This is a genomic window from Ruegeria sp. HKCCD7628 (assembly GCF_057221005.1).
The window spans coordinates 1,109,603-1,124,817 of sequence record NZ_JBWVBA010000001.1; the positions used below are offsets into that span (position 1 = coordinate 1,109,603).

Here is a 15,215-nt window from a genome sequence, read left to right on the forward strand (position 1 = left end):
CGTGAAGCCTCTGCGCGCCATTCTCGGGACAGCAAGCGCGTCGGACAAGATCATCGCCCTGTCCGAGGGCGACGATCCCCGCGTTGTCGAAGGGGCCGTCAAGGCCGTGAAAGAGAGTGTTGCGCGGATCATACTGATCGGAGACAGGGCCGAGGTTTCGGCCCTTCTCAACGCACATGAGGGATATGACCCGGATTGGATCGACATTCATGACCCGGCCACCTCTGACCTGACGCCCGGCCTTGCGCAGGCCCTGTATGAGCGGCGCAAGCACAAGGGCCTGACGCTGGATGAGGCGCGCCAGCAGATTACTAACCGCCTGACCTATGCTGCCATGCTGGTGCAACAGGACATCGCCGACGGCACGGTCGGCGGCGCGGTCGAGACCACGTCGGACACTGTGCGCGCCGCGTTGCAGATCATTGGGACCGCACCCGAGGCGGCGATGGTGTCCAGCTTCTTCCTGATGCTGTTTTGTCAGGACCATCACGACGTCAAAGGCGCCCGCATCTTCGCCGATTGCGGTTTGGTCGTGGACCCCAACGCGCAAGAGATGGCGGAAATCGCCCGTGCCTCGGCCGATTCCTATACGACCCTGACCGGCGATACGGCGCGCGTAGCGATGCTGTCCTTCTCCACCTCGGGCAGCGCAGAACATCCCAAAGTGTCCAAAGTCGTCGAGGCCACACAGATCGCACGCGCCAAGGACCCAACCCTGCTGATCGACGGAGAGCTGCAATTCGACGCCGCCTTCGTTCCCGAAGTCGCCGCCACCAAGGCCACAGAGTCGCCGCTCAAGGGTGAGGCAAATGTCTTTGTCTTCCCCAGCCTGAATGCTGGGAACCTCGGCTATAAAATCGCCCAGCGAATCGGCGGCGTCGAGGCGATCGGCCCTGTACTACAGGGGCTGGCGAAACCCGCAAACGACCTGTCGCGCGGCTGTTCGTCCGAAGACATCCTGCACATGATCGCCGTCACCGCCGTTCAGGCGCAACACAATGATGCCGGGACATAAGTCGTCCTAAGACGTGACAACGAAAAAATTATTCCGATTTTTCTCAAAACGTGGGAATGATCGGGTCGCAAGCTGAAAAGGGGGCGCATTTGAGCCAGCCAGTGATCGACACCTCGCCCAAGGTTTCCGACGAGGTCCGCAAGACCACCTGCTACATGTGCGCCTGCCGCTGCGGCATCAATGTCCACATGAAGGACGGCAAGGTTGCCTATATTGAAGGCAACCGCGACCACCCTGTGAACAAGGGCGTTCTGTGCGCAAAAGGCAGCGCCGGGATCATGCAGGTCAACGCGCCCTCACGCCTGCGCAAACCGCTGCGCCGAGTTGGCCCACGCGGATCGGGCGAATTCCGCGAGATCGAGTGGGACGAGGCGATCAGCACCGCCGTCGGCTGGCTGAACGAGCTGCACGAAACCGCCCCGCAGAAACTGGCCTTTTTCACCGGACGAGATCAAAGCCAGAGCTTCACCAGCTTCTGGGCGCAGAATTTCGGCACGCCCAACTATGCAGCCCATGGCGGGTTCTGCTCGGTCAACATGGCGGCGGGCGGAATCTATACGATGGGCGGCGCGTTCTGGGAGTTCGGCCAGCCCGACTGGGACCACACCAAGCTGTTCATGCTGTTCGGCGTGGCCGAGGACCACGACAGCAACCCGATCAAGATGGGCATCGGCAAGATCAAGGCACGCGGCGCGCGGGTGATCGGGGTGAACCCGATCCGCTCGGGCTATAACGCGGTGGCCGACGATTGGGTCGGGATCACGCCCGGCACCGACGGTCTGTTCATCCTGTCGCTGATTCATGTGCTGATGAAAGCGGGCAAGATCGACCTCGACTATCTCAGCCGCTACACCAATGCACCGGTTCTGGTGAACGCCGCCGACGGTCCGGATAAGGGCCTGTTCCTGCGCGACGCCGACGGCAAGCCTCTGGTCATCGACCGCGTGACGGGCGAGGCCACCGCCTTCGATAAACCCGGTGTCCGCCCGGACCTGTCGGCCACCTATGACAAAGACGGCGTCATCCACCGCCCGGTCTTTCATCTGATGGCCGAGAAATACCTGTCGGACGACCACGCCCCCGAAAACGTCGCTGACCGTTGCGGCATCCCTGCCCAACGCATCCGCGCCATCGCGGCCGAGATCGCCCGCGTCGCCTTTGACGAGGCCATCGAGCTGGATCACGAATGGACCGACTTCCGGGGCGAAAAACACTCCAAAATGACCGGCCGCCCTGTCAGCTTCCACGCCATGCGCGGGATTTCGGCCCATGCCAACGGCTTCCAAACCTGCCGCGCCCTGCACGTGCTGCAAATTCTTCTGGGTACGGTCGAAGTCCCCGGAGGCTTCCGCTTCAAGCCGCCCTACCCCAAACCGGTCGAGGCGCACCCCACCCCGCACGGTGACCGCCGCCCCGGTCGCCCACTGGAAGGCCCGCATCTGGGCTTCCCGCGCGGCCCCGAAGACCTGCTGCTGGACGAAAACGGAACGGCCCAGCGCATCGACAAAGCGTTCACGTGGGAAAACCCGATGTCGGCCCATGGGCTGATGCATATGGTGATCTCAAACGCCGCTGCCGGTGATCCCTACAAAATCGACACGCTGTTCATGTATATGGCGAACATGTCGTGGAACTCCTCCATGAACACCAAGGGCGTGATGGAGATGCTGTCGGCCAAAACCGAAGACGGCAAATATGTCATCCCCAAGATCATCTACTCGGATGCCTATTCCTCGGAAATGGTCGCCTATGCCGACCTGATCTTGCCCGACACCACCTATCTGGAACGGCACGACTGTATCTCGCTGCTGGACCGCCCGATCTGCGAGGCCGACGCCGCAGCCGACGCCATCCGCTGGCCCGTGGTGGAACCCGACCGCGATGTGCGCGGGTTCCAGTCGGTTCTGATCGAACTGGCAAACCGCATGAGCCTCCCGGGCTTCACAAACGAAGACGGCACGCCCAAATGGAAAGACTACGCCGACTACATCGTCAACCACGAACGCAAGCCCGGCATCGGACCACTGGCCGGGTTCCGGGGCGAGGATGGCGATAAAGAAGGGCGCGGAGCGGTCAATCCAGACCAGCTGACCCGCTATATAGACAATGGCGGCTTCTATGTGGCCCACATCCCCGAAGGCGCAGATTACTACAAACCGTGGAACACAGCCTATCAGGACTGGGCCGTCAGCATGGGCCTCTATGACAGCCCGCAACCCTATCTTTTCCAGCTCTATTCTGAACCGATGCGCAAATTCCAGCTGGCCGCTGAAGGGCATGGGGACCGCCAGCCCCCCGAGCACCTGCGCAAACGCCTCAAGGACACGATGGACCCGCTGCCCATCTGGTACGAAACCGACCAGCAGGGTAACGAAGGATTCACCGTCAACGCCCTGACGCAACGCCCCATGGCGATGTATCACAGCTGGGGCACCCAAAACGCATGGCTACGTCAGCTGCACGGTCGCAACCCGCTCTACGTGCCCACGAAACTGATGCGTGAACACAGGCTGGAAGACGGCGATTGGGCCAAAGTCACCTCGCCCCACGGTGAGATCACTGTGCCGGTGATGGAGATGGCCGCGCTCAACGACAACACCGTCTGGACGTGGAATGCAATCGGCAAACGGAAAGGTGCCTGGGCCTTGCAGGAAGACGCGCCCGAGGCGACCAAGGGCTTCTTGCTGAACCACCTCATTCACGAACTCCTCCCCCCCAAAGTTGATGGCATGCGCTGGGCCAATTCAGACCCGATCACGGGGCAAGCTGCATGGTTCGACCTCAAGGTCAAACTCGAAAAAGCCGCCCCGCCCTCGGACGCCCAAAGTCAGCCGGAATTCGATCCTATCCAGTCCCCCGTCGGCACTGGCCCCAAGGACCTGGCATGGAAGGTGGGCAAATGACCCTATCCGCTCTTCATCTGGCCCAAAATACCTCGGGGAGCGCGAGGGGCTGGCCCCTCGCTCCTGTCTTCCCCACCAACGCAGAGGCAAGGCAATCATGACCCAGCTTCCCCAATCCACGGACCGCAAAATGGGTCTGGTTATCGACCTCGACACCTGCGTCGGTTGCCATGCCTGCGTGATCTCATGCAAAGGCTGGAACACTGAAAACTACGGCGCACCATTGTCGGATCAGGACGCCTATGGGGCCGACCCCTCAGGCACATTCCTCAACCGGGTACATTCCTACGAGGTGCAACCCGCCGACGGTCATGCCCAACTCATCCACTTCCCTAAGTCCTGCCTGCATTGCGAGGACGCCCCCTGCGTCACCGTCTGCCCCACCGGGGCCAGCTATAAACGGGTCGAGGACGGGATCGTTCTGGTCAATGAAAGCGACTGCATCGGTTGCGGGTTGTGCGCATGGTCCTGCCCCTATGGCGCGCGGGAACTGGATGCGGCCGAAGGCGTGATGAAGAAATGCACACTCTGCGTCGACCGCATCTATAATGAGAACCTCCCCGAGGTGGATCGCGTGCCGTCCTGCGTTCGGACCTGCCCCGCCGGTGCCCGCCATTTCGGAGACCTTGGCGACCCCAATAGCGATGTCAGCAAACTGGTAGCCGAACGTGAAGGCATGGATCTGATGCCTGAGATGGGCACCAAACCTGTTAACAAATACCTGCCTCCACGCCCCAAGGATCAGATTGAGGAGCAAATCGACATTCTCGCCCCCCTTCTGGCCCCTGTAGCCGAAGAGCCGAAAGGGTTCCTTGGCTGGCTCGATAAAGCACTGGAGAAGCTCTGATGCATCCGGCCCCTTCTGTCATCATCTTTACCACCCTCTCAGGCTTGGGCTTCGGTCTTCTGTTCTTTTTGGGTCTGGGAGTACCTGACGTCTCGGGCTGGGTGGCATTTGTTTTCTTTTTGATCGCCTATGCGTTGTCGGTTGGCGGTTTGATGGCCTCGACTTTTCACCTTGGCCACCCCGAACGCGCGTGGAAGGCGTTTACACAGTGGCGGTCAAGCTGGCTCAGCCGTGAAGGCTGGTGTGCCGTGATCGCTTTGATCGTGATGGGGCTTTATGCGCTTGGGGTTGTTTTCGCAGGTCAACGCTGGAGTGCTTTAGGTCTATTGGGCGCGGCTTTCTCATTGGCCACGGTTTTCACGACCTCGATGATTTACACCCAACTTAAGACAATCCCGCGCTGGAACATGGCGCTGACACCGGCGATGTTTTTGAGCTTCAGCTTGGCGGGTGGCGCGTTGCTGGCCGGACAAACCACAGTTTCCATCATACTTCTTGTGGTCGCCGCTACAATTCAAGCGCTGTATTGGTGGCGTGGGGATACTGCCTTGGCCCGCTCCGGCACCGATATCGGAACAGCCACGGGTTTAGGATCACGTGGTGACGTCAGAGCGTTTGAACCGCCGCACACCGGTACGAACTATCTGCTGCGAGAGTTCGTGCATGTGGTTGGCCGCAAACATGCTGAGAAACTTCGTATCATTTCCTTTGTGCTGGCATTCATGGCACCGGTGTTGTTCCTGCTGCTGCCGTTCAGCCATGCCTTTGCCGCCGTCGCGGTCTTGTCCCATATCGCAGGTGTTGCCACGTCACGTTGGCTGTTCTTCGCGCAGGCGGAACATGTCGTGGGGCTGTATTACGGCAAACGCTGATGGAGGGGGCCAGCTCCTCCTTGGCCTTTAAGGCCAATTCCTCCCCTGAGATATTTGTAGCCAGATGAAGAACGGATCCGGATGGAAGCGCGGTTTTACAACAGGCCTGCGTGTTTCATGGCAGCTTCGATCGCGGCTTTGGTACTGTCTTCCAGTTCGGTCAGCGGCGAGCGCACTTCGGGGCTGCACAGGCCCAGTTTGCTAAGCGCGTATTTGGCGCCCACAAGGCCGGGCTCGATGAAGATGGCTTCGTGCAGGGGCATCAGGCGGTCCTGATACGCAAGCGCCTTGGTATAATCGCCGTTCAGAGTGGCCTGCTGGAATTCGGCGCAGAGCTTGGGTGCCACGTTTGCAGTGACCGAGATACAGCCGACGCCGCCATGGGCGTTGAAACCCAGCGCAGTGGCGTCCTCGCCCGATAGCTGGCAGAATTCCGAGCCGCAGGACGCGCGTTGCTGGCTGACCCGAGCGATATCGCCTGTGGCATCTTTGACGCCCACGATGCGCGGTAGTTTAGCCAACTCACCCATGGTTTCGGGTGACATGTCGATGACCGAGCGGCCGGGAATGTTGTAGATGATGATCGGGATATCCGCGCATTCATGCAGCGCGCGGAAGTGTTCGATCAGCCCTTTTTGCGTGGGCTTGTTGTAGTATGGGGTCACGACAAGAGCCGCATCTGCTCCAACCGTTTGAGCAAATTGCACAAAGCGGATGGCCTCGACCGTGTTGTTCGAGCCCGCCCCCGCGATAACTGGCACGCGACCGGCGGCAGCTTTGACGACCTCGGCCACAACGGTTTCGTGTTCATCGTGGCTGAGTGTGGGGCTTTCGCCCGTCGTGCCCACAGGGACCAATCCGGTCGAGCCTTCCTGAATGTGCCACTCGACCAAACGTTTGAGCGTATCCAAGTCCAACGCGCCGTTAGTGAACGGAGTGACGAGGGCTGGCATTGAGCCTTTGAACATGACACGCTCCTTGGTGTGCGGTTAGTGTTTTTTTGCCTCGCGGGTCATCACAATCTTTGCGATGTGTGTTGATCCCGACGATGCAAGCTTTATCCTGAATTGCTCTATCCTTGGTTGGTTGGGAAATGCAAGGCATGACACGCGTTCTGGCGCTTTTGACGGCTGTGATTCTGGTTTCATTCGGGCAGGCAAGGGCCGACGCGGTGGGCGACCTGCGCGCGGGTCTTTACGAGATGCGCAAAGGCGATTGGAACGCCGCCCTGCGCGAATCTGGTGCCCGAGGGTCGGTATCGCGCGACATTATCGTATGGCACTGGTTGCGCGAAGGCTTCGGGACTTCAGGCGATGTGTTGGTTTTTCTGGACCGACGCCCCGATTGGCCCGGCCTCGCATGGCTGCGACGCAAAAGCGAGCCAGCCTTTACCGGAGCTGATCCGGATCGCGTCGTGAAATTCTATACAGACGTTCCACCTCAGACCGCCGAGGGTGCATTGAATTATGCTGTGGCGCTGAAGGCCAAGGGGCGGTCGGGGGATGCCGAGGCTGATATCGTGGCCGCCTGGCGGACCATGCCGATGGGGTCCGGACTGCAAAAGAACTATCTTGAGAACTTTGGATCGTTACTGAAACCTCATCACGCGGCGCGGCTGGACCGGATGCTGTGGGACGGTCATCTGGTTAGCGCTGGCCAGATGTTGCCTTTGGTCAGTACCGATCAGCGTAAACTAGCCGAGGCGCGAATTGCATTGCAAAAGCGGCAACCGGGTGTCGATGGCAAGGTCGCTGCGGTTCCGAAATCACTGGCGGACGCGCCGGGGCTGGCCTTTGACCGCTTTGTCTGGCGCGACAAGAAAGAGCTGGACGACAGTGCAATTGACCTGATGCTGGCGCGTTCCACTGGGCCGGATGCGTTGGGGGAACCCGACAAATGGGCCGAAGGCCGTCGCCGTCTGGCGCGGCTTGAAATGCGCAATGGTAGCGCCTCAAAAGCCTACAAGATTGCAGCGAACCACCATATGACGCCTGAGATGGGCTATGGCTATGCCGATCTGGAATGGCTGGCCGGATTTCTGGCGCTGCGGAAACTGAACGACCCTGGCACGGCGGTGCGCCATTTCCAGAACTTCTCGGATGCAGTTGCGTCTCCTATTTCGAAGGGGCGCGGCGGCTATTGGCTGGGGCGGGCCTACGCGGCCCAGGGGGATGCGGACAAGGCGTATGAAGCTTATGCGATGGGGGCTGACTACCAGACCTCATTCTATGGCTTGCTGGCGGCGGAACGGATCGGTCGACCCTTTGACAGTGAATTGGCCAGCCCACGCCGAGCCCCGCATTGGAAACAGGCAGGATTTGCCGATTCCAGCGTGCTGGAAGCGGGTCTACTGCTACTGCGTGCGGGCGAGGACAACCTATCAGAACGTTTCCTGACCCACTTGGTCGAAGATCTGGACGACACGCAGGCCAACCAATTGGGTGATCTGGCGATCGAGCTGAAACAGCCACATCTGGCAGTGATGATTGCAAAGCGGGCAGCCAAAACCGGTGTCGTGCTGCCCGCTGCGTACTATCCGGTGCATCCGGTTGCCGATCTTGGCCTGCCAATGGCGAAGGAAATGACGCTGGCCATCGCCCGCCGAGAAAGTGAGTTTGATCCGGTCGTCATCAGCGGTGCAGGCGCACGTGGATTGATGCAGGTGATGCCCGCAACCGCTCAGCTGGTCGCCAAGAACATGGGGATTCTCAGCGGGCACAAGACCTCGAGCCTGACATCGGACTGGCAATACAATGCCAAGCTGGGAGCGAACTACCTGTCCAGTCTGGCCGACGATTTCAACGGCAACGTGGTGATGATGGCCGCAGGCTATAACGCTGGACCACGCAGGCCGATCTCGTGGATGGATCGGTACGGCGACCCGCGCGCGGGTGAGATCGACATGGTCGACTGGATTGAGACTATCCCGTTCAGCGAGACCCGGAACTATGTGATGCGCGTCGCCGAAAGCCTGCCGGTTTACCGCGCACGGCTTGGGCGGCCCGCCTTGCCTGTCCCGTTTTCGCAAGAACTCACGGGGTCAACTCTGGCGGCGTTCGCGCCATAGGGTGAACAGCCCCGCCGCAATCACCAGCGCGGCCCCGACCACAACTGCGGGCCGCAGCGATTCTCCGAAGACTGAGATGCCAAGGATTGCGCTCCACATCAGGTGGAAATAGGCAAAGGGCTGCACGGCACTGGCCTCGGCCATCTCATAGCACTTGATCAGAAGCCAGTGACCCAGAACGCCGCTGAGACACAAAAGACCCATCCAAAGCCAGTCGCCGCCGACCATCGGCTCCCAAAACCACAGGCCAATCACAGTCATGGCAACGGCCCCGGCAATACCGGTCCAGAAGAAGCTGGTCGCGGTGCTGTCACGTCGTGCTGCGTATCGGGTCAGCAAACCATAGACGGCGAACATCAGAGCCGAGATCAGTGGGATCACCGCCCACGGATTGAACACGCCCATGCCCGGCTGCAGGATAATCAGAACCCCGACGCACCCCACTCCAATTGCCGACCAACGCCGCCATCCAACCTGTTCGCCCAGTACCGGCCCGCTGAGTGCCGCAATCAGCAGGGGATAACAAATGAAAACCGCCTGGCTTTCGATCAACCCAAGGATGGTAAACGCATAAACCGCGACGCAGACCTCTCCGGCTAACAGAACACCGCGCAGGATTTGCAGCCCTAACTGACTGGTTCTTGCAGTGGCCGCGATCCCTCCGGGTGTGCGCAGGGCCAGTGCGATGACAAACGCCGCGAAGAACCAATAGCGGATCATGACGACCATGTAGGTGTTATATGTCCCTGCCAAATGGCGCGAGATTCCGTCCTGCAAGGCAAACACAACTGTGGCCGAAATCATCAGCGCGATGCCCGCGCGGGTGTTGTTTTGCTGACTCATGATTTGGCAGCGCGGGTCATATGGCGTTTGCGGCCGAAACCCGGCGCGCGGGTGACGGCAAAGCCCGCATCCTCCAGCCCGCGACGCACAAACCCTGCGGCAGTATAAGTGGCCGCAGTGCCCCCTAGGGCGGTATGGTCAAATACCTGTTGCATCAGGTCAGCACCCCAAAGTTCGGGGTTCTTGGCGGGGGAAAACCCGTCCAGAAACCATGCATCCGCAAGGCCCTGCCACGCAGGCAGGGCTTGCCGGGCATCGCCTTCGATGACCTCAAGGTGCAGAGTACCCAAATCGCAAATGCCTCCCCGCCATGTAGCCAGAAACCGTTCGGCCCATTGGGCCAATTCAGGAAAGGCGGCCAAGGCACGGGACATGTCATCGCGGACCATTGGGTAGGCCTCGAAACTGGTGAAGGTCAGCGGAGTCGACTGGCCCGATTTTTCCCAAGCAGACCAAGCCGTCAGCATGTTCAGACCGGTGCCAAAACCTAGCTCGGCAATGCGAAATCCCGGCGCAAACCGTGCAGGCAGATCATTGCCCGCCAGAAAAACATGCCGCGTTTCCTCCAGCCCATTCTGGAGCGAGAAATAGGGGTCATCGAAACGGTCCGAGACGGGGATCTGCCCGTCCCGCCATGTCAGTTCGGCACGCTGGTCTGCCATCGGGGAATCCTGTAGCTAAGCGGCGCGACACTGAACAAGGAAATGAGGTTTGGCAATGGTCGATGTGACAGTGCGGGGTGCAGGTATCTTTGGCCTGTCCATCGCTTGGACCTGCGCCCGGCGCGGCGCCAAGGTGCAGGTGGTCGACCCGTTCGGCCCCGGCGCGGGCTCTAGCGGCGGGCTAGTGGGTGCACTGGCCCCGCATGTGCCCGAGAACTGGAACGCCAAGAAAGCCTTTCAATTCGACAGCCTGATCATGGCCGAACCGTTCTGGAAACAGGTCGAGGCGACAGGAGGCGTGTCGCCCGGCTATGCCCGGTCAGGTCGCCTGCAACCCATTGCCGATCAACGCAGCTTGGACCTTGCCTACGCGAGAGCAGGGACGGCACAAGACTTGTGGCAAGGCCATGCCGAATGGCGCGTGGTCAAAACCTCGGAGATCGGTGCTTGGTGCCCGCCCAGCCCCACCGATTTCGTCATTCACGACACGCTCAGCGCGCGGATGCACCCCAGACGGGCCTGTGCCGCGCTGGTCGCGGCGTTAGAGGTGATGGACGTGCACGTTCAGGCGGAAGCGCCTGACAAAGGTCAGGTTATTCACGCCACCGGGTTGGCCGGGCTGCAAGCACTGAGCGACGCTTTCGGCAAGACAGTCGGCAACGGCGTCAAGGGACAGGCCGCCCTGCTGCGATTTGATGCGGGTAGTGTTCCACAACTTTTTGCAGACGCCATTCATTTCGTTCCTCATGCGGACGGAACGCTGGCGATCGGTTCAACTTCGGAACGAGAGTATGACGATCCAACCAGTACGGACGCTGCGCTGGACGACGTGTTGGAACGCGCCATGCGGGCGGTGCCGGTGCTGCATGGGGCTGAAGTGATCGAACGATGGGCCGGCGTCCGCCCTCGCAGCAAAAGTCGTGCACCGATGCTGGGGGCACATCCTTTGCATCAGGGACAGTTCATTGCCAATGGGGGGTTCAAGATCGGCTTTGGCATGGCCCCGAAAGTCGCTGAGGTGATGGCCGATCTGGTGTTGGAAGAACGCGATACCATCCCCAATGATTTCAGGCCCGAAGCCTCACTCTGAACGGGGCACGGCCTGCGCGCTCATACATTGGCGTCCGTCCGGGCCACGCACCCACATATCCGAGCCGTTCCGACACAAAACCGCCTGCTCGAAATGCATCAAAGGCGAAGAGGCCCGGAAAGAAAACTGCGCCAACGGGCCGATCTGATCCTGCGCGAACAACATCAACAGCTGCGCCAGCAGGGGGCCGTGAACGACCAGCCCATCATAGCCTTCGACTTCGCGGGCATAATCCAGATCATAGTGTATTCGGTGCCCGTTGAACGTCAGCGCCGAATAGCGAAACAGCACTGTCGAATCGAAATCGACCTCCCGCCGATGCGTTTCCTTCACGCGTGCTTGAGGTGCGACAGGCCGGACAACATTCGCCGAGGGGTCTTCGCGGTAAACCAAATCCTGCCATTCCGTTAGGCAAAGCGCTCCGTTCTGGTGGAATTCGTGACGCAGAGTGACAAACCCAAGCGGGCCGCTGCGTCCAGCCTTAACCTCGGAGCTTTCGCAAACCGTCCGCTTCTCGGCCTGCGCTCCTGCTGTTAGCGGCGTATGAAACTCCAACCGTCCCCCGGCCCACATACGGCGCGGCAGGCCTATGTCGGGGATCAGCCCGCCGACTTTTGGGTGCCCGTCGCGCCCCAGCTGATCTGGGGTCTGTGGAGACCAGAAATACAGGTGATGAAAAAATGGTGGCAACTCGGACCCGGCTGCTACACTTGGCTTTTGACCCAGCGTTGCCTGCAATGCGGCGGCACGCGCCGGGTCCAGGGTGTCAGTCAGGATATCCTCGGTCATAAGAAAAACCTAAGCAGCGCGCCTGTGCAGAACAAGCCATCAGGGCTTTCAAAGACCCGCTTCCGCCCGCAATTTCTGCATCAGGGTCCGCAGGGCACTTTCATAGCGCTCGCTGACCAGCTTGCCATGTTCGTCGAATTCGTTCGAACTGTCAGCCAAATGGATTTCCGGGCCCTGCAGGATGCGCGGCTGGAACGGAACCATATAGCCGCGCAAAACCATTTGCGCGCGCTCCCCACCGGCCCGTCCGGCAGCCGCAGACATAACAGCGACAGGCTTGTCAGCCCAGGGACGACCCTTGGTTCGGCTGACCCAATCCAGAGCGTTTTTCAGTACGCCAGACGGCCCCTTGTTGTATTCCGGGGTCGAGATGATCACCGCATCGGCCTGCGCGATCTGATCCGCCAGCACCTGAACGGCGGCGGGAATACCCTCGCCTTCTTCCAGATCGCCGTCGTAAAGCGGCAGATTCAGGTCTGCCTCGATATGGGTGGCGGGTTCGAACAGCCGGGCGGCCTCGCGCAGCAGTTTACGGTTGGTCGCGCTTTCGCGAAGTGAGCCGGAAAGGCTCAGAAGGATCGGTTCGGCCATTGGGAAACTCCGTTGCGTGTTCCCCAATACCTAGCGCGGCTTTGCCGTGGACCAAAGCCCACCTGACGCGCAGTCAATGTGCGCAAAAGGGCGCCAAAAGGCGCCCTGCTCGGTCAATGTGATCAGTTGGGGATGATCTCGATATCGACCCGACGGTTCTGCGCCTTGCCCGCAGCTGTCAGGTTCGATGCATCAGGACGACTTTCGCCCAGACCAATGGTCGAGATCCGCGCGCCATTCACGCCATTCGCTTGCAGAATATCCGCGACCGAACGCGCGCGACGTTCGGACAGGCCCTGATTATACGAGGCCTCGCCATCGCTGTCGGTGTGGCCGATAACCTGCACGTTCGAATTGGGATAGCGCGTCAGGTTCTGACCCACCTTAACCAGATCGGCCCGCAACGCCGGACGCACGGTCGCGCTGTCGGTGTTGAAAGTAATGTCGTTGGGCACGGTCACGATCAGGCGGTTGCCTGCGTTCACAATAGTAATGCCGTCATTGGCCAGTTGCTGCCGCAGCTCTGCCGCTTGCTGGTCCAGCTGATTGCCTATGATTCCACCGCCTGCTGCGCCGATTGCGGCACCGGCCACGGCACCCAGAAGCGGGTCCGAGTCGTTGGCAATCGCCCCAACGCCCGCGCCAACAATACTGCCCAGAATTGCACCTTGCTTGGCGTTCTGGTTCGGATCGGCCGGAAGGTTCAGGGTACCGGGGTCCGTACAAGCACCCAGAAACATGGCCGAGCACAGCCCGGCGGTTACAAAAAACTTGGAAATCGTCATGAATTCACCTTCTGCTCTGGACCTCTTTTTTAGGTCCATGTTGTTTGAGGCAGTATATCGTGCCTAGTGCAGGCGGGCTCAAGCAACAATGCGGTGATATGGGCAGTTACCCGCCATCTAATGGGCTTTTGGTCCAGTCTCCCATTGGTTTTGTTCCTGCCAGATGGCGCGCAACGGCTCTCCCTGACCGCAAAAATGGTCATCTATCAGTTCGCAGGCCCAGATTCGATCCGTGCGGAAGTGGCGAAACCCGCTACGAAGCTCGCACCAAGCGACCAGCATGGTGCATTCTATGTGATAAATCAGAGCGACAGGCCGCACGACACGTTCGGTTTTTTCCTCTTGGGCATTGATGTAGGTGATGCGAATCTTGCGCTCGGCGCGGATGGCCTCTCGGTAGTTCACAACGGGGATACAGCCCTTGTCGGGATCGTCGATCGGTGCGCCCCACGGCGCCACCTGCAACCAGTCCGCAGGCGCGCGCAGGGCCTCGATCTTGCGGCACACCCGGTCGGCAGCCTGTTGCAACGTACTGTCTCCGGTGCGAGCCAACATTGACAGGCCAACCCACAGCGCCTCAACTTCTTCGGCGTCGAAATTCAGGGGCGGCAGGTCATACCCGCGCCGCATCATGTAGCCGACGCCTGCTTCGCCTTCAATCGGAGTGCGTTGCGCCTGAAGTGCCGCGATGTCGCGATACACCGTACGCACCGAAACTTCGAGCTTTTCGGCCAGCGCCTCGGCTGTGACCGGCGCGTCGGTGGCGCGCAGGATCTGGATGATTTCAAACAAACGGGTCGAGCGACGCATGGCGGTCTCCGGAGTTTTTCTGCTGACACCTTAGCACACCCCCCTGACAAGGTGTTGTCAGTAGTGACGCGCCAGATTGGATCACCAACACAGGAGATCCGCCATGCCAAGCCGCGACAATCACGTCATGATGACACTGCAACTTGGGCGTTGGTCGCAGGACCACAACCTGCGGGCGTTTGAAATCGAACGCGAACTCATGTCCACTCGACAACCCTGCGCCCCGCGGCGACGAATTAGGCGGTTTTCGCTTGGAAATTTGAAACTGCTCTGGACCGGGACGGCTTAGAAATCCGCCCCGGCGCGGAACTTCATCGACGCGCCGCCATCGGGGCTTTTCAACCTTAGCTCTTCGGAATGCAGCATCAGTCGCGGATAGTCCCGCGCTGGCCCTCCCGCGTAAAAGGGATCGCCCAGAATGGCATGACCCAGCGATTGCATGTGTACGCGCAACTGATGCGAGCGGCCGGTTTTCGGAAACAGACGGATACGTGTCGTCTCACCCTCATGTTTCACCACACGCCAGTCGGTTACGGCGGGTTTTCCGGTCTCGTGGCACACCATCTGACGGGGGCGGTTGGGCCAGTCGACAATCAATGGCAGATTGACAGTGCCAGTCTTGTCCTCAACCTTCCCCCAAACGCGGGCGATATAAGTCTTGCGGGTCTGGCGCTTTTCGAACTGCAAACTCAGATGACGCTGCGCATGCGACGTCTGCGCAAACACCATCACGCCCGATGTATCCCGATCCAACCGATGCACCAGCAGCGCCTGAGGGAACACCGCTTGCACACGGGTCAGCAAGCAGTCGGTCAGATGCTCTCCGCGTCCTGGCACTGACAACAGACCCGATGGTTTATTGACCACAATCAATTGCACATCTTCGTGCAGCACATCCAGTGGGGTCTGAGGGGGATTATAGGCGTCGTTCATGCGCGTCT

Annotated in this window: 14 protein-coding genes; 6 read left to right on the forward strand and 8 right to left on the reverse strand. The window is 60.1% G+C overall.

What is annotated here, in order from left to right; genetic code table 11:
• Nucleotide 1: 1 nt before the first annotated feature.
• From pta to AC2TAD_RS05525, 4 genes are all read left to right on the forward strand, one after another.
• Entirely contained in the window at nt 2-1,015 is a 1,014-nt protein-coding gene (gene pta / locus AC2TAD_RS05510; protein WP_480866422.1) for a phosphate acetyltransferase, read from the forward strand.
• A gap of 56 nt (nt 1,016-1,071) precedes the next feature.
• Nucleotides 1,072-3,918, forward strand: coding sequence for a molybdopterin oxidoreductase family protein (locus AC2TAD_RS05515; RefSeq protein WP_480866423.1), 2,847 nt, complete (start codon nt 1,072-1,074; stop codon nt 3,916-3,918).
• A 97-nt stretch (nt 3,919-4,015) separates the two neighbouring features.
• Nucleotides 4,016-4,765 (forward strand): 4Fe-4S dicluster domain-containing protein, encoded by a 750-nt coding sequence (locus AC2TAD_RS05520; protein ID WP_170355347.1) that lies wholly within the window; start codon nt 4,016-4,018, stop codon nt 4,763-4,765.
• Nucleotides 4,765-5,637: a dimethyl sulfoxide reductase anchor subunit family protein gene (locus AC2TAD_RS05525; protein ID WP_170754507.1), complete on the forward strand. Its 873-nt coding sequence runs from the start codon at nt 4,765-4,767 to the stop codon at nt 5,635-5,637. Before AC2TAD_RS05520 ends, AC2TAD_RS05525 begins: the two co-directional genes overlap by 1 nt.
• A 95-nt stretch (nt 5,638-5,732) precedes the next feature.
• Here the strand turns inward: AC2TAD_RS05525 and dapA are convergent, their stop codons facing one another.
• Complete coding sequence (dapA, locus tag AC2TAD_RS05530; protein ID WP_480866425.1) at nt 5,733-6,605, reverse strand: 4-hydroxy-tetrahydrodipicolinate synthase; 873 nt, start codon at nt 6,603-6,605, stop codon at nt 5,733-5,735.
• 134 nt (nt 6,606-6,739) lie between these two features.
• Here dapA and AC2TAD_RS05535 point away from each other — a divergent pair, with 134 nt between their 5' ends.
• Nucleotides 6,740-8,704 (forward strand): lytic transglycosylase domain-containing protein, encoded by a 1,965-nt coding sequence (locus AC2TAD_RS05535; RefSeq protein ID WP_480866427.1) that lies wholly within the window; start codon nt 6,740-6,742, stop codon nt 8,702-8,704.
• On the opposite strand, the gene AC2TAD_RS05540 is transcribed toward AC2TAD_RS05535, so the two are convergent.
• Nucleotides 8,678-9,547 carry a DMT family transporter gene (locus AC2TAD_RS05540; RefSeq protein WP_480866429.1) on the reverse strand — a complete coding sequence of 290 codons (870 nt, stop codon included), beginning with the start codon at nt 9,545-9,547 and terminating at the stop codon, nt 8,678-8,680. The two genes, AC2TAD_RS05535 and AC2TAD_RS05540, sit on opposite strands and share 27 nt — an antisense overlap.
• Nucleotides 9,544-10,209: a tRNA (5-methylaminomethyl-2-thiouridine)(34)-methyltransferase MnmC2 gene (mnmC2, locus tag AC2TAD_RS05545; RefSeq protein ID WP_480866431.1), complete on the reverse strand. Its 666-nt coding sequence runs from the start codon at nt 10,207-10,209 to the stop codon at nt 9,544-9,546. The genes AC2TAD_RS05540 and mnmC2 overlap by 4 nt, the downstream gene beginning before the upstream one ends.
• Nucleotides 10,210-10,264: 55 nt before the next feature.
• On the opposite strand from mnmC2, the gene AC2TAD_RS05550 reads away from it, so the two are divergent.
• A complete protein-coding gene (locus tag AC2TAD_RS05550) occupies nt 10,265-11,299 on the forward strand; it encodes an NAD(P)/FAD-dependent oxidoreductase (RefSeq protein ID WP_480866433.1) in 1,035 nt (344 codons plus the stop codon).
• Here the strand turns inward: AC2TAD_RS05550 and AC2TAD_RS05555 are convergent.
• The 5 genes from AC2TAD_RS05555 to AC2TAD_RS05575 form a co-directional block, all read right to left on the reverse strand.
• Complete coding sequence (locus AC2TAD_RS05555; RefSeq protein WP_480866434.1) at nt 11,291-12,088, reverse strand: HTD2 family dehydratase; 798 nt, start codon at nt 12,086-12,088, stop codon at nt 11,291-11,293. The genes AC2TAD_RS05550 and AC2TAD_RS05555 overlap by 9 nt on opposite strands.
• A 48-nt stretch (nt 12,089-12,136) precedes the next feature.
• Nucleotides 12,137-12,679: an NADPH-dependent FMN reductase gene (locus tag AC2TAD_RS05560; protein ID WP_480866436.1), complete on the reverse strand. Its 543-nt coding sequence runs from the start codon at nt 12,677-12,679 to the stop codon at nt 12,137-12,139.
• Nucleotides 12,680-12,801: 122 nt separating this feature from the next.
• Nucleotides 12,802-13,464 carry a YiaD family glycine zipper/OmpA-like lipoprotein gene (locus AC2TAD_RS05565; protein ID WP_480866437.1) on the reverse strand — a complete coding sequence of 221 codons (663 nt, stop codon included), beginning with the start codon at nt 13,462-13,464 and terminating at the stop codon, nt 12,802-12,804.
• A 117-nt stretch (nt 13,465-13,581) separates the two neighbouring features.
• Nucleotides 13,582-14,274 (reverse strand): helix-turn-helix transcriptional regulator, encoded by a 693-nt coding sequence (locus AC2TAD_RS05570; RefSeq protein ID WP_480866439.1) that lies wholly within the window; start codon nt 14,272-14,274, stop codon nt 13,582-13,584.
• Between the two features lie 285 nt (nt 14,275-14,559).
• Nucleotides 14,560-15,207: an RluA family pseudouridine synthase gene (locus AC2TAD_RS05575; RefSeq protein ID WP_480866441.1), complete on the reverse strand. Its 648-nt coding sequence runs from the start codon at nt 15,205-15,207 to the stop codon at nt 14,560-14,562.
• Nucleotides 15,208-15,215: the final 8 nt, after the last annotated feature.